General features: G+C 33.8%; 12 protein-coding genes. 1 reads left to right on the top strand and 11 read right to left on the bottom strand.

The genetic code is table 11. From position 1 onward, the window contains the following. Window positions 1–11: 11 nt before the first annotated feature. The 3 genes from U6A24_RS03190 to U6A24_RS03180 all read right to left on the bottom strand — a co-directional run bounded on the left by U6A24_RS03190 (window position 12) and on the right by U6A24_RS03180 (window position 4,320). Window positions 12–2,492: a T9SS type B sorting domain-containing protein gene (locus U6A24_RS03190; protein ID WP_324178495.1), complete on the bottom strand. Its 2,481-nt coding sequence runs from the start codon at window positions 2,490–2,492 to the stop codon at window positions 12–14. An 87-nt stretch (window positions 2,493–2,579) separates the two neighbouring features. Further along, complete coding sequence (locus U6A24_RS03185; protein ID WP_324178494.1) at window positions 2,580–3,416, bottom strand: ABC transporter permease; 837 nt, start codon at window positions 3,414–3,416, stop codon at window positions 2,580–2,582. 4 nt (window positions 3,417–3,420) lie between these two features. After that, on the bottom strand, window positions 3,421–4,320 hold the full coding sequence (locus U6A24_RS03180; protein WP_324178493.1) for an ABC transporter ATP-binding protein: 900 nt from the start codon (window positions 4,318–4,320) through the stop codon (window positions 3,421–3,423). A 137-nt stretch (window positions 4,321–4,457) separates the two neighbouring features. On the opposite strand from U6A24_RS03180, the gene U6A24_RS03175 reads away from it, so the two are divergent. Then, window positions 4,458–5,525: a hypothetical protein gene (locus U6A24_RS03175; protein WP_324178492.1), complete on the top strand. Its 1,068-nt coding sequence runs from the start codon at window positions 4,458–4,460 to the stop codon at window positions 5,523–5,525. A 15-nt stretch (window positions 5,526–5,540) separates the two neighbouring features. Here the strand turns inward: U6A24_RS03175 and U6A24_RS03170 are convergent, their stop codons facing one another. Genes U6A24_RS03170 through U6A24_RS03135 form a run of 8 tightly spaced genes read right to left on the bottom strand, consistent with a single transcriptional unit; the run spans window position 5,541 to window position 12,557 of the window. Then, complete coding sequence (locus U6A24_RS03170; RefSeq protein ID WP_324178491.1) at window positions 5,541–6,314, bottom strand: sulfite exporter TauE/SafE family protein; 774 nt, start codon at window positions 6,312–6,314, stop codon at window positions 5,541–5,543. Window positions 6,315–6,317: 3 nt separating this feature from the next. Beyond that, on the bottom strand, window positions 6,318–7,376 hold the full coding sequence (locus U6A24_RS03165) for a nucleoid-associated protein (protein WP_324178490.1): 1,059 nt from the start codon (window positions 7,374–7,376) through the stop codon (window positions 6,318–6,320). Between the two features lie 50 nt (window positions 7,377–7,426). Continuing rightward, a complete protein-coding gene (locus tag U6A24_RS03160) occupies window positions 7,427–7,795 on the bottom strand; it encodes a four helix bundle protein (protein WP_324178489.1) in 369 nt (122 codons plus the stop codon). A 43-nt stretch (window positions 7,796–7,838) separates the two neighbouring features. Beyond that, complete coding sequence (locus tag U6A24_RS03155; protein ID WP_324178488.1) at window positions 7,839–8,354, bottom strand: IS1096 element passenger TnpR family protein; 516 nt, start codon at window positions 8,352–8,354, stop codon at window positions 7,839–7,841. A 41-nt stretch (window positions 8,355–8,395) separates the two neighbouring features. Next, window positions 8,396–9,412, bottom strand: a complete 1,017-nt coding sequence (locus U6A24_RS03150; protein ID WP_324178487.1) for a COX15/CtaA family protein — start codon at window positions 9,410–9,412, stop codon at window positions 8,396–8,398. Window positions 9,413–9,449: 37 nt separating this feature from the next. Then, window positions 9,450–10,877, bottom strand: coding sequence for a CCA tRNA nucleotidyltransferase (locus U6A24_RS03145; protein WP_324178486.1), 1,428 nt, complete (start codon window positions 10,875–10,877; stop codon window positions 9,450–9,452). 8 nt (window positions 10,878–10,885) lie between these two features. Continuing rightward, window positions 10,886–11,455, bottom strand: a complete 570-nt coding sequence (locus U6A24_RS03140; RefSeq protein WP_324178485.1) for an L-threonylcarbamoyladenylate synthase — start codon at window positions 11,453–11,455, stop codon at window positions 10,886–10,888. Continuing rightward, window positions 11,448–12,557, bottom strand: coding sequence for a glycosyltransferase family 4 protein (locus U6A24_RS03135; protein WP_324178484.1), 1,110 nt, complete (start codon window positions 12,555–12,557; stop codon window positions 11,448–11,450). Before U6A24_RS03135 ends, U6A24_RS03140 begins: the two co-directional genes overlap by 8 nt. Between the last annotated feature and the right edge of the window lie 207 nt (window positions 12,558–12,764).

The following is a 12,764-nucleotide window of genomic DNA, read 5'->3' as shown; positions in this document are numbered from 1 at the left end:
TACCAATAATTTTATCGAATTAGGGAGAAACTTCCGGTAAGTGTTCTGCCGTCTTCTAGTTCTACTCGATACCAATATTCACTCGATGGCATTGGTCTGCCATTAAATGTTCCGTCCCAACCATTAATGCCTGGTCTAAGTTGTTTTATCAACTTGCCAAAACGGTCAAAAATATAAATTAAGGAGTTAGATAATATTTGAATTGAAATTCCTTCTACATTCCATGTTTCATGAAACCCATCCCCATTAGGCGTAAAATATTTGGGAAAACCAACTACCGAAATATTTTGTGTTGAGATAGGTAAACAACCGTTTTTATCCCTAACAAAAACTATATGAAACCCAGGAGGAATATTCATAAAAGTTGGGTTGTCTTGATACGCACTTACAGTACCGTCTATTTCAATGGCGTATTCATAATCCCCCAAACCATCTGCGTTAATCGTTACCGTGTTATTTTCTTGAGCATCATTTACCACAATAGACTGAATAGTAGCAGAACTAGAAGCAATTACTTCTACAATTCTGTCTCTACTACAATTGGTTTGAATGTTCGTAACTGTTACCATATAGCTACCTGCCTGAGTAATACTAATTGTTTCTGTTTGATCACCGGTTGACCAAAAATAACTGAAAAGACTAGGGTCAGTTCCGGTTGGTAGTCCAGAATCAATTGTGATCGCAGGTTCATTTTGACATAAAAAATATTCTTCTTCTTGTTGTATATCTGGTAATCTGTTTAGAAATAACTCAACCTGATTGATACCAAAACATTGATTTGCGCTATTTTCGACTCTGGCAAAGATAATATCTTGTCCTTGCGTGTATGCTGTATTGTTTGTGAAAGCAGAAATGGGATTAGATTCACTTAAGGCATCTTCGATATTTTGAAAATAAGCAACAGATAAATTTGAACTTCCTATACCCGAAAGAATTTGATTATTGGCTAGGGTTAAGTCAAATTCAGAAAAACCATCTTCAGTTCCATCATCATCACATAATCTTAGAATTGCATCATTTGCTGAGGTGGTGCTAACGTCAAGATCCAAAGTAGTGATATTAAAACAAGAAGTATTATCATCGATAACTCTAACATACAATTGTTGGTTAGGAATCGTATTTTGATAGTTATTTGTATTTGTTATTACTCCAGTTCCTGAATTTGCAGAGGAGAGATCTTCAAAAAATTGAATAGATCGATTAGGCGTATTTCCTGTTATTTGATCAATAGCTTCATTAAGATTAAATAGCGTTATTCCATCATTGGTATCTAAATATGCATCACATTGAGAAAGAGAAGAGGTGTTGGCCTCTGGCAATAGGTTTACTTGCAAATCAAAACTAGTAGTACTTACACAAAAGGGAGAATTTTGATCTTCGATTCTTGCAAATATTGTTTGTGGATTAGTGGTATTGTTGAATGCTAAGTTTTTGTCAATTGATGACGCACCATTATTCGCATCTGTTTCCGATATATGATATGTAATTGTATGATTTGAAGGATCCAACCCATTAAGTATCTCATTGTCTTTGGTATTCAGAATAAATGATGCGAGTCCGTTTGCATCATCTCCGTCATCATTGTTATCACATATTACAAAGTTAGAAGGAGTCGTTATTTGAGGTCCTTCAAAAACAGTGGTTAAGAAAGAACTGACTACAAAACATCCCGAAATTAGGTTTTCTACGCGAACATAAATTCTTTCTACTCTTCGAGTGTTAGCATGGGGACTGGTCAAAGGATTATTTCCAATATTGGCATCTTCTTCAGAAGCGTGATATGTAATAATTACATTTGTTTGAGGCCCCTGAACTAATGGGGTATTGGCATCAAGATTAAAAGTAGTAAGGCCATCATTAAAATCACCCGTGTCATCACATTTTGCAAGGTCCAGATCTGTAGAGTTCACCACCGCATCGTTGACCGGAGCATCAGGAAAAGTTGCGGTTCCTGTAAATTCAAGATCAAAACCTCCATTTTGAGAAAAGTTATCAATCAAGATAAAGTACTCTTCTCCTGCAAGCACATCAATTGGTCTTACGAATCCATTTCCCAGCGCTCCAGGGCCTTCGCTAACATCAGTTTCTGAATCACGTAATCCCGTTAATGTTCCAACATTGGCCGCAGGAGGATTGGTAGATGAACATCGTATTGAGCTACCAAGATTACTACAGTCAACATTAGGTCCATAAATTGCAAAGTCATAATCTTCACTTGGACTAGCAGACTCTGGGGTAATCGTAAATACCAATGTTCCCGATTGTACAATATTCACTTTGATCCATAAACTTTGACTTTCAAAGAAATTACAACTGGGAGCATTATTGCCCGGTAAAGCAAAATCGTTAATTCCTACTCCGTTTGAATTTAATTCCAGGTTTGTATTTCCGCATACGATAATAGCATTAGAACAATCTGTTGGTTCATTTTGCGCATAACTATCGAACAGGAAAGAATGTAATACAATGGAAATTAAAAGTATTCTTTTCATGTACAACCCCATATTTGGTACGAATATACCAATAATAAACAACTAGTTTCGTGGTGTTATTTAGGAGTTTTCTTTTCTGCTAAAATGCTAGAGATCTCTCTTTTTTAATAAAGCATATGAAAAATAGATGAACAACATTGTCCAAATCAATACAATGATGATTTCATACCAATGTACTGCATAATCTTTTTGAAACGATTCTCCCAACTGATTTGCAGCTGATTGAATAAAATTAAGTCTGCTAAAGGGTTCTGTGATCAGATTGTCCATTGATTCCAGAGGGAAGAACTGAACAATATTATCGGCAATATCTGTTCCTTTAAAAACTTTAAATTTTAATATCGCATAGATGATATTTTCAATAATCCACCAAATGAATAGAAAGCCTAAGGCAAAAGCTGATCGTTTTACAAAAATCCCTAGAAACATACAAAAAGCAAAGAACCCAAGAAGTTTGACAAAGTAGGCGACTATGTATTCTAGATCAGAAAAGATTATGGCTACCTCATTATAGTCTGAAAAACTTAAACCCAAAATCATAGATACCACAAACAGGAATAGTGTAGAGATTAATGAAAAAACAATGACTGTTAAGAATTTTGAACCAATAAATTCTTTTTTGCTTAGACCGTCTATTAGGTTTTGTTTTAAGGTGCGATGACTGTATTCATTGGCCATCATGGATACAATGACAATAGCCAAAAATAGTTTGGCTAAAGCCCCAATAAAGGTGTTGAAATGCCAGATATATGGGAAATTGAAAATCCCTTGATCTGCGATTCGAAATTTTACCCCTGCAAAATTAAATTCTATAGAAGCGATTAGTGCTATGAAAGTAATAAGAACAAAGTACGTTATAGTAATTATTTTTGCAGCTTTGTTATATCGTAGTTTTTGAAATTCTATATTGAGTAGTCGTAACATGGCTTTAGTTTTGTTTGTTGGTTAATTGTAAGAATTGTTCTTCAAGGCTTTCTTTTCGTTTTACAAGGTGCGTAAGAACAATTCCTTCGTCAAATAATTGCCTGTTAAGACTTTCTTCATCTAATTCTTTGGTTAAAAAAGCGATAACTTTCTCACCTTCTTCTTTTACATTACCAAATGTTTCATTTTTGGATAACCACTCTTTTAAAGCTCCATTTTGATTACTTTTTAATTCAAAAAAACCATGACTGGCATTCATTTCATCAACAGGGCCCGAATATAGTTTCATTCCTTTTCTTATAATCACTACATGGGTACATACCTTTTCTACTTCATCTAGTAAGTGAGAAGCTAATAAAATGGTAGTCCCTTGAGAAGCAATTTTTTTAATAATTTGCCTTATCTGATGAATTCCTTGCGGATCAAGACCGTTTGTTGGTTCATCCAAGATTAATATTTCCGGGTCATTAAGCAATGCAGATGCAATTGCCAATCGTTGTTTCATTCCCAATGAGAAGGTCCTAAATTTACTATCTTTACGCTCCAGTAAACCTACCACGTCTAATTTTTCTTCTATCTTATTTGCTGGTACACCTTTTATTTGACATACTAATTTCAGGTTTTGAGCTGCAGTCATGTATGGATAGAAATTAGGACGTTCTATTATGGCTCCTACCTTTTTAAGTGCTTCATGTGTAGAAGTATTACCATCGAACCAGGTAAACTCTCCAGAAGTTTTGTTTACTACATTAAGCACAATCCCAAGTGTGGTTGATTTCCCACTTCCATTAGGTCCCAAAATACCATAAACATTTCCTTTTTTTATAGAAAAAGAAAGGTCTTTAACGGCGGTAATAGGCCCAAACTTCTTGGTAAGACTAGTAAGTGTTAGAATATTTTCCAATTGAAATAATTTTGGCGGTTATATAAAACTAGACGACGATTAATCATTTTTGTTACAAAAGCTATTCATGGCGTTTGCTCATTATGGATGGTTTTGGAGTTTGAAATTTGTAACTTGCTACACTATAGAAGCATGTTATGGATGAAAAGTTGATGTCAAAGAAAAAACCTACCTATCCAATTAATGATGAGTTGGATTCGTATTTAAAGGAATGCAATCGTAAAATAAAAATTCCGGTGTTTTATGATGATTTACTTAGGTTTTCTGGCTCTATTGTAGTTTACGATAGTAATGACGAAGATACATTGTGGATTAGAGTGTATTATGAAGAACATGAAAGACCGGAGATCGAATCCAGTCTTAAAAAAGTATATACTATACTACACTCAGATGGTAACGAAGATGCTATTGAGTTCTTAAACATTGATGCGATTGATTATTGTACGTTTGGAAATTCGAAACCTTTCAGGATAAAGATTAGAAATATTCTTAATGACAATTACACTTATATATATGTTAAAAAAGCGGATGCTTCACGTATATATGGGCTAGAGTTGGAACATATGTTTTCTCCTAATAGAATTAATTTTCTGGTGTATAAAAACACATTGATAGAAGAGCATATTGCTGGGATACCTGGAGATGTATTCATAAAGGACTTTTTACCTGATCTTAGCGATCAAGCCAAGGCTCAAATCGCAAAGGAGTTTGTGAAGTTTAATGAACGATGTCAGATGCGTCTATTAGGAGATATGCGTTCTTATAACTATGTGATTATTCCGATTCATGATTTTGATCACGTTGAATATAAAATAAGAGCAATCGATTTTGATCAACAGTGTTTTGAAGGGAAGTTAAAGGTGTACCAACCACAATTTTTTAAAGAGAATTACTCAATGGTTGATGTTGTAATGAGCAAACTTCAGCCAAATTCGATAGAGCAATATAAAAAAGAAGAACGTTCTATTCTTGCCAAACGAATTTTAACATCCCGGTCTCGATATGAAACTTTGGTGGAATGCATGTGTAACGATCAGATTTCTACCGAAGAAAATTTGAAGGAACTTAGAGAACATCTTTATAATTTTACACTCGACCTTAAATTTCGTCGTAGTCAATCTATGGGTGAAGTATTAAAAACAGCTTTGGATTTTGTGCGCCGTAATTATGAAAATGTAAACATGAAAAACTTGTTGGATAAATAGAAAAGCCGTTACCTTTCATAATATTCCAATTCCCAATAATATTGAAAAAAGAATTAATAAGACTCCAACAACAATTTGTATTGTATTAATAGTGATTTTTTTTAAGAAAGCGTTGCCAATATATGCACCAATAAATGCCATCGCACTGGCAGTTATCAGCAAAGGGTAATTAAGCTTGTCTCCCAATTGCCAAATATCTTTGGCGTATATAGATATTCGGGAAACATCTATAAAACATGCAATAACTACACCTGTAGCGATAAAAGCCTCTTTATTTAATTTTGCACGGATCAAAAAAGCAGTTCGCAAAGCTCCTTGATGGCCAGATAATCCTCCAAAAAAACCACTTAGAGCACCTCCCAATGGTAGATATTTTGTGTCAATTTCTAATCGCTTGAGTTTTGGAATAAGATCAAATAATGAAAAGAAAATCAGTAACAAGGCAATACAAATTTTAACTATTGTAATGTCATAGGATCTGTTTCCAATTTGATAGGTGAATAAAGTTTCAACCTCTGTAAGAGCTCCCAAAATATAGGCTCCCAGAAATGCAAAAATAATTGCTGGGATACCAAATCGTAATACGGTTTTGATATTCGCTTTTTTGCCGATAAGACTCAACTTAAATAGGTTATTGAGTAAATGAACTATAGCTGTCAATGCAATAGCAATGTCTATAGGGAAGAAAAGTGCAAATACAGGCATCAATAAAGTGCCCAAACCAAAACCAGAGAAAAAAGTTAACCCCGATCCTAATAAAGCGACTATGCCTACCAGAACAAAATCCACTAATTATGTTTTTTGCTCTTTGTTGAAATAGACAAGGTAGTAATACATTTGTTTTTCTTCGTCCCAGCCCTTCTCAACGAATTTTTCTGCGGACTCCGGATTTATAAAATCCATCTTAATCTGTACATTGGTATCCAGATTAATTACATTTTTCATCTTTTTTCGAGCCGCAGTTACTGCGTTATTAGCAATAGGGAAAGAGGTAAGATCTTCTATTTGATATTTTGGTGCTTTTTCGACCTTGTAATGCTTAAATTCTGGTATTAAATCGGGATTGTCAATGACATCATTAAGAAAGGCTGTTTCTTCGAATTCGTCATTTTTGGCAAAGTGATTTACGGCACGATTCATAAACATCACTTCTTCTTTTTTATCTTCTGCGGGCAAAACCACTTCTTTGGCAAAATCCTGGCAGAATTTCATGTATTTCTTTGTATAGAAATTTTCATCTGCAAATGCTTCAACACCTAAGAAATGCTCTAGCCAATATTTAGTGTCATAGCGGTTAGAATCAACAGATAAGATTTTATAACCGTCTTCTTTTTTATGATTGAAGATTAAACACCCTTTGTCTAATTTGTTTAGGTTTACCCCTTGTTGAATTAACAACTCTATATTTGATTCTTTTTCTTCAAATTGAAGAAAATCATGTTTTAATTCTGATTTAAAAATTCCAAGGGCATCAACTTTTTCATTGTCAATAGTTACGTTATCCAGATAAGTAACATATACTTCACCACTTTTGATATGGGGATGCTGCGATTGTTCATAAAGTAGAGATGCTATGCGCTTAGATTTCTCATGAACCGAAGAGGGGTTATCAAAAATCCCACTTACAATTTTATACAGCGGATTAAATTCTACATCCACTTCATTGGCGAACTGGAAGTAATTTTCCTCCTTTTCTCTAAAAGGTTTGAAAAAGTATTCCTTTAGTATAGCAGTTAATTCATCGTTTATTGCATAAGGAGCATCTGATAGAAATATACTTTCTCCTTTATTTTTGTTTCCGATTTTATGAACCGAAAGCGATTCAATTTGGGTGCTGTATAAGTTGATCATTTTTTATAAGTATCTAAGTTGCAAAGTATCATAGTTACAAAGCGACTAAATTAAATATTTGGTTTTGAGGTTTTAACTGTTCTGATGAAACTAGAGAGCATACGTTCTAATTCTCTTGTATCTTCATAAATAGAATTGAAATTATTTTCAGATATAAAATTCAAATTTTTTCCAATTTCTATTTGTGTTTGTAATTCAAAAAGGGAACTCATCGCAATATTAAGAAATTTTACGTAATCATTTTTTCCTTCTCGTCCATAACCTTCAGCAATATTACTTGGAATGGATATTGAAGCTCTTCTCATTTGAGATGTTAAACCATAAACTTCTTCATGCGGAAAGTTTTTAGTTTCGGTATATATTTTTGTTACGAGTATCATAGCTTTTTGCCAAATTTTTAAATTTCGAAATGTACTCATAACGGCTTTGCAACTTTGTGCCTGTGAAACTTTGTAACTCTATTTAATTCCAATTTTCATCAAATCCCAGGTCGTCATATTCATCAAGATTCATAAAACCTTCTTCAGACTCATCGCCAAATTCATGAGATTCATCTGTTTTAAACTCTTTATCTGGTGCATGGTCAGGTATTTGACCATGGATAAACATTATATTTGGATATTCCATACTGCTTTGATATTCTGCAATTTCGGCCAATTCTACCAAAAAAGTCCACATGCTTAAGAAATCATAGATGTAAATAAGTTTAGGTGAGGCTTCGTGAACTACATCTTCCAAAGAGGTTTCATTCATTAACCGAACCGGGCTATTGCCATCACTCATATCAAACAAAGATATTTCCTCTCCCTGGTTCCACTGATCATCACTAATATAAAATGAAGCCATTTCGGTACCATCAAAACCAAAAGATTGGGTAATTACATTATGAAATTGTTCAAGTGTAGCATCTTGTTCAATTTCAATATCTCTGAATACATCTTCCTCAGTATCTAATATTACTCTAAAGCGATAAATCATTCTTAATTATTTTGGATTGCAAAGATACTATAAATGCATTGTTATTTACTAAAACGGTGTAATGAAAAAGTCATTGTGCCTAATAAGAAAAAAGCAACCACCTGATGTAAAATACCTAGCGTAATTGGCACTCTATACAATAAAGTAAAAACACCTAATAAAAATTGAATACAAACAGTGGCAAGTAACGCATTTATAAGATTGGTTTGCGTCTTGTTTTTTTTAATTTTTTTACTTCGAAACCAGATAAATATTATGATACCAACAACAATGTATGCAAGATATCGATGTACAAATTGTACTCCACTCTTTCCTTCGATGAAGTTTTTAATTATGGGAGACTGTTCGATATAAACAGATTCATGTATTAATGCACCATCATTCATTAATGGCCAATGGTTATGTAGTAGCCCTGCGTCCAATCCGGCTACAAAAGCACCGTAAATAATTTGTAATAAAAGTAAAGCAAGCCCCAGTCTTATCAAATTTCTGAACTTTAAATCTACTTCTTTCTTATTTGGATAGATAAGATCAAGTGCTACCCAAAGTGTGTATGCAAAAGTGATAAATGCAGCTGTCAAGTGCATGGCTAGTCTGTAATGACTAACATCTGGTCGATCTACAAGTCCGCTTTTTACCATAAACCAACCCAGAAAACCCTGAAAACCGCCTAAAAACATAAGAATTAGTGATTTTTTTATAGTTGGTCTGGTAAGTTGTTTCCTAATTAAAAAGTATAAAAATGGAATTATAAATACTACGCCAATAAATCTACCAATGACCCGATGTAACCATTCCCAGAAATAAATATCTTTGAAATCTTCGAGAGTGAAATTATAGTTGATTTTTTGATATTCTGGGTATTGTTTGTAGAGTTCAAAAGCTTCGTTCCATTCGGTTTCATTCATCGGGGGTATAGTACCCGAAATAAGTTTATAGTTGGACATAGATAACCCAGAATGTGTAAGTCTGGTAATACCTCCTACTACTACCATTATAAAGATTAAGACACATCCCGTAAGTAGCCAGTAAATTACTTTATTATTATCTTTATTCATATCTCATTTTATTTTTTTAATAATACAAATGGATATTTTACCCATCGACCATTAAGCCTAATTCTTTTCCCTTCTTAAGCATAAAGTTAAAAGCTGCTTCATATTCGTTCGGGATTTCACCTTCAAGAATAGCTTCTTTTATAGCTTCTTTAATAATTCCGATTTCTCGTGAAGGTTTTATGTTGAAGGTTTGCATAATTTCTTCTCCTGTCACTGGTGGTTGGAAATTGCGTATATGATCTCGTTCTTCTACTTCGACCATTTTTTGCCTTACGATCTTGAAATTATTATGATATTTCTTAAATCGTTTTGGGTTTTTTGTTGTAATATCTGCCTCACAAAGCGTCATTAATTCTTCAATATATTCTCCTGCGTCAAAGATCAATCTGCGAACTGCAGAATCTGTAACATCAGTTGCAATTACGATGGGACGTGAACTCATTAAAACCATTTTCTGAACGAATTTCATTTTTTCATTCAAAGGCATTTTTAAACGTTTAAAAAGTTTAAAAACCATTTTTGACCCTACAAACTCATGTCCATGAAAAGTCCAACCTATTTTTTTACTAAATTTTTTGGTTGGAGCCTTACCAATATCATGCAAAAGTGCTGCCCAGCGTAACCATAGATCATCTGTGTTTTCTGAAATATTATCCACTACTTCCAGAGTGTGATAAAAATTATCTTTATGGCGTTGCCCTTCGATTTCATCGATACCTTTAAGCGCAATTAGTTCAGGTAATATATAATCTAATAATCCTGTTTTTTCTAGTAATTTAAAACCAATCGAGGGTCGTTCACTTAATAAAATCTTATTTAGCTCATCGACGATACGCTCTTTGGTGATAATTTTAATTCGATCTTTATTTCTTGTTATGGCAAGTAATGATTCTTTTTCGATCTTAAAGCCAAGTTGCGTAGCAAAACGAATGGCTCTCATCATTCGCAAAGGGTCATCAGAATAAGTAATATCTGGATCTAAGGGAGTTCGAATAAGTTTTCCTTTTAGATCTTCAATACCTTCAAAGGGATCCAATAGATTCCCAAAACTCTTATTTGATAGGCTAAGCGCTAGTGCATTTATTGTAAAATCACGTCTGTTTTGATCATCTTCGAGTGTTCCATCTTCGACAACGGGGTTACGACTATTTTCAGAATAAGATTCTTTTCGTGCACCAACAAATTCTACCTCGATATCTTCTGTTTTTAACATCGCCGTGCCATATGTTTTGAAAACTTGAACTTTAGGATTGTTGGGTAAAAGCTTTGATACTTCTTTGGCAAGATTGATTCCACTTCCAATCGTAACGATATCGATATCTTTGGCTGTTCCTCTTTGTAATATATGATCTCTTACAAACCCACCAATTACATAGCTTTCTAGATCTAGATTAGAAGAGGCTTTGCTAATGATGTCAAAAATAGGATGTTGTAAGGCTTCTTTGTGATTTTTAGCTTCCGACATGTATCAATTTACTTCCTGATAATTTTTACGGTGCTGTCATTTCCGATCTTAATAATCGAAGAAGGTTTTGCACCTTTTTTTTGTAGGGGCAAATTTACAACATAGTCTACGCCTTCCAAAATAGCTGTAGATATTTCTTTAAAGTTTTTTGGGGTTGGCATCCCACTAATGTTAGCCGATGTAGAAACAATAGGTCTTTTAAACTTGCGAATGAGTTTTCCACAAAAAGGATCTCGAGCTACTCGTATTGCCAAAGTGTTGTCTTCTGCAATTATATTTTCTGCCACCCGCAAAGGTCGATCATAGATTATAGTTGTTGGTTTTGCGGCGTATTTTAAAATGTCATATGCAACCTCGGGTACTTCTTCTACATATTGCTGTAACATTTTGAAATCACTTACCAGGCATATCATCGATTTACTTTCTTCACGCTTTTTTAAAGCAAATATTTTATCAATTGCTTCAGCATTGGTAGCATCACATCCAATACCCCAAACAGTGTCTGTGGGGTATAAGATAACACCTCCTTTTTTAAGTACTGAAATAGCTTTTTGGATTTCTATATTTTGATCAGGCATGGTTGAGGATTGTTTTGTAAATGTCTAATGTTTTTTGTGCCATAGTTTCTGTTGTGAAATTTTGGAGAAGCTTTTCGTAGCTTATTTCGATAAAAGTTTTTTGCAATTGTTCGTCACTAGCCAAAGATTTGACATGATCGGCTAATGCCGCAGGATTATGTTTTGGCGATAATAGTCCATTTACATTGTGTTCTATGGCTTCTGGTATTCCTCCAACATTGGTGCTAATCACAGGAACCTTGTGATACATAGATTCGTAAATAACCTGCGGGATCCCTTCGCTTTGCGAAGTAATCATACTAAAATCGAATTGAGGTAGAAAATTTGAAGCATTTGGTGTGTACCCAAGAAACTTTATATGATCTTCAAGGTTTAATTCTTTTACACGATCTAATAACGCTTCGGTTCGTTCGCTAAACGTTCCTATTTGTATAAAGAAAAAGTCTGTTCGTTTTTCTTTGTGAATAATAATATTTGCTACCTCGATAAAGGTCTCAAGATGTTTGGCTTTGATATGATTACCAATATGACCAATGATTTTTTTATCGGAAGGGATATTGTACGTATTTCTTAATTTAAAAGGAGTATCGGTACCTTTTGTTTTTAAGTTTGTGCCGTGATAAATAGTTATCAATTTATCATGATTTCTAATTCCTTTTTCAGCAACTTTTCTACTTTCATCAGATACACATAAATATTTTTGAATTTTTGGGTAGTTGTACTTATAAAGTGTCTTTTTTCTTTGCTTTATTGGGAATGATGTCTTTTTGCTAAAAACAAATGGAGGTAAGTTGTAAAACTTATCTGCTAGAATTGCCGACATTAATGCACTTGGTTCATGAATATGAATAAGGTCTACTTTTTCTTTTTTGCAAAAAGCACCGATCTTAAAAAAATACCGCGGGTCTATTTTGATCTTCAATGGTGCGGTAGTGTAGTTTAGGCTAGATTTTTCTAATCTTTTATGAAAAGGCGTATTCCGGGCACATAATATGGTGTTTTTTATATCGGGATTTGATTCTTTTAATTCATAACAAAGGTTCTCGATATGATTTTCGCCTCCTCCCCAGTTGGTAACAGCTGATAAGTGTAAGATGTGCATGTCGTTGTTTTGCAATGGTTTATTGTTATTTTGAGGATAGAATAAGCAGCGCCTCCTTTTTAAGAGTTTTTTGGTTTGCAGGTATTACAGGAGTTTCTATTATGGTCGATTTTATCCTTAAAAAACCAAAAGTACAAGTTGAAAATAGATTACACAAATCATTATACTTTCATTCGGTTTTTTAGGAACGTGTATGTTTGATATGCA

This window comes from Aquimarina gracilis (assembly GCF_035285365.1).
Lineage (GTDB): Bacteria > Bacteroidota > Bacteroidia > Flavobacteriales > Flavobacteriaceae > Aquimarina > Aquimarina gracilis.
Note: the sequence above shows the minus strand (reverse complement) of the source record. Positions and strands in the feature narration are given on the sequence as shown.

Excerpts from the sequence above, each read along its gene's own strand:
- U6A24_RS03190 (WP_324178495.1), bottom strand. The coding sequence starts at position 2,492 with ATGAAAAGAATACTTTTAATTTCCATTGTATTACATTCTTTCCTGTTC.
- U6A24_RS03185 (WP_324178494.1), bottom strand. The coding sequence starts at position 3,416 with ATGTTACGACTACTCAATATAGAATTTCAAAAACTACGATATAACAAA.
- U6A24_RS03175 (WP_324178492.1), top strand. The coding sequence starts at position 4,458 with ATGGATGAAAAGTTGATGTCAAAGAAAAAACCTACCTATCCAATTAAT.
- U6A24_RS03165 (WP_324178490.1), bottom strand. The coding sequence starts at position 7,376 with ATGATCAACTTATACAGCACCCAAATTGAATCGCTTTCGGTTCATAAA.
- U6A24_RS03160 (WP_324178489.1), bottom strand. The coding sequence starts at position 7,795 with ATGAGTACATTTCGAAATTTAAAAATTTGGCAAAAAGCTATGATACTC.
- U6A24_RS03155 (WP_324178488.1), bottom strand. The coding sequence starts at position 8,354 with ATGATTTATCGCTTTAGAGTAATATTAGATACTGAGGAAGATGTATTC.
- U6A24_RS03150 (WP_324178487.1), bottom strand. The coding sequence starts at position 9,412 with ATGAATAAAGATAATAATAAAGTAATTTACTGGCTACTTACGGGATGT.
- U6A24_RS03145 (WP_324178486.1), bottom strand. The coding sequence starts at position 10,877 with ATGTCGGAAGCTAAAAATCACAAAGAAGCCTTACAACATCCTATTTTT.
- U6A24_RS03140 (WP_324178485.1), bottom strand. The coding sequence starts at position 11,455 with ATGCCTGATCAAAATATAGAAATCCAAAAAGCTATTTCAGTACTTAAA.
- U6A24_RS03135 (WP_324178484.1), bottom strand. The coding sequence starts at position 12,557 with ATGCACATCTTACACTTATCAGCTGTTACCAACTGGGGAGGAGGCGAA.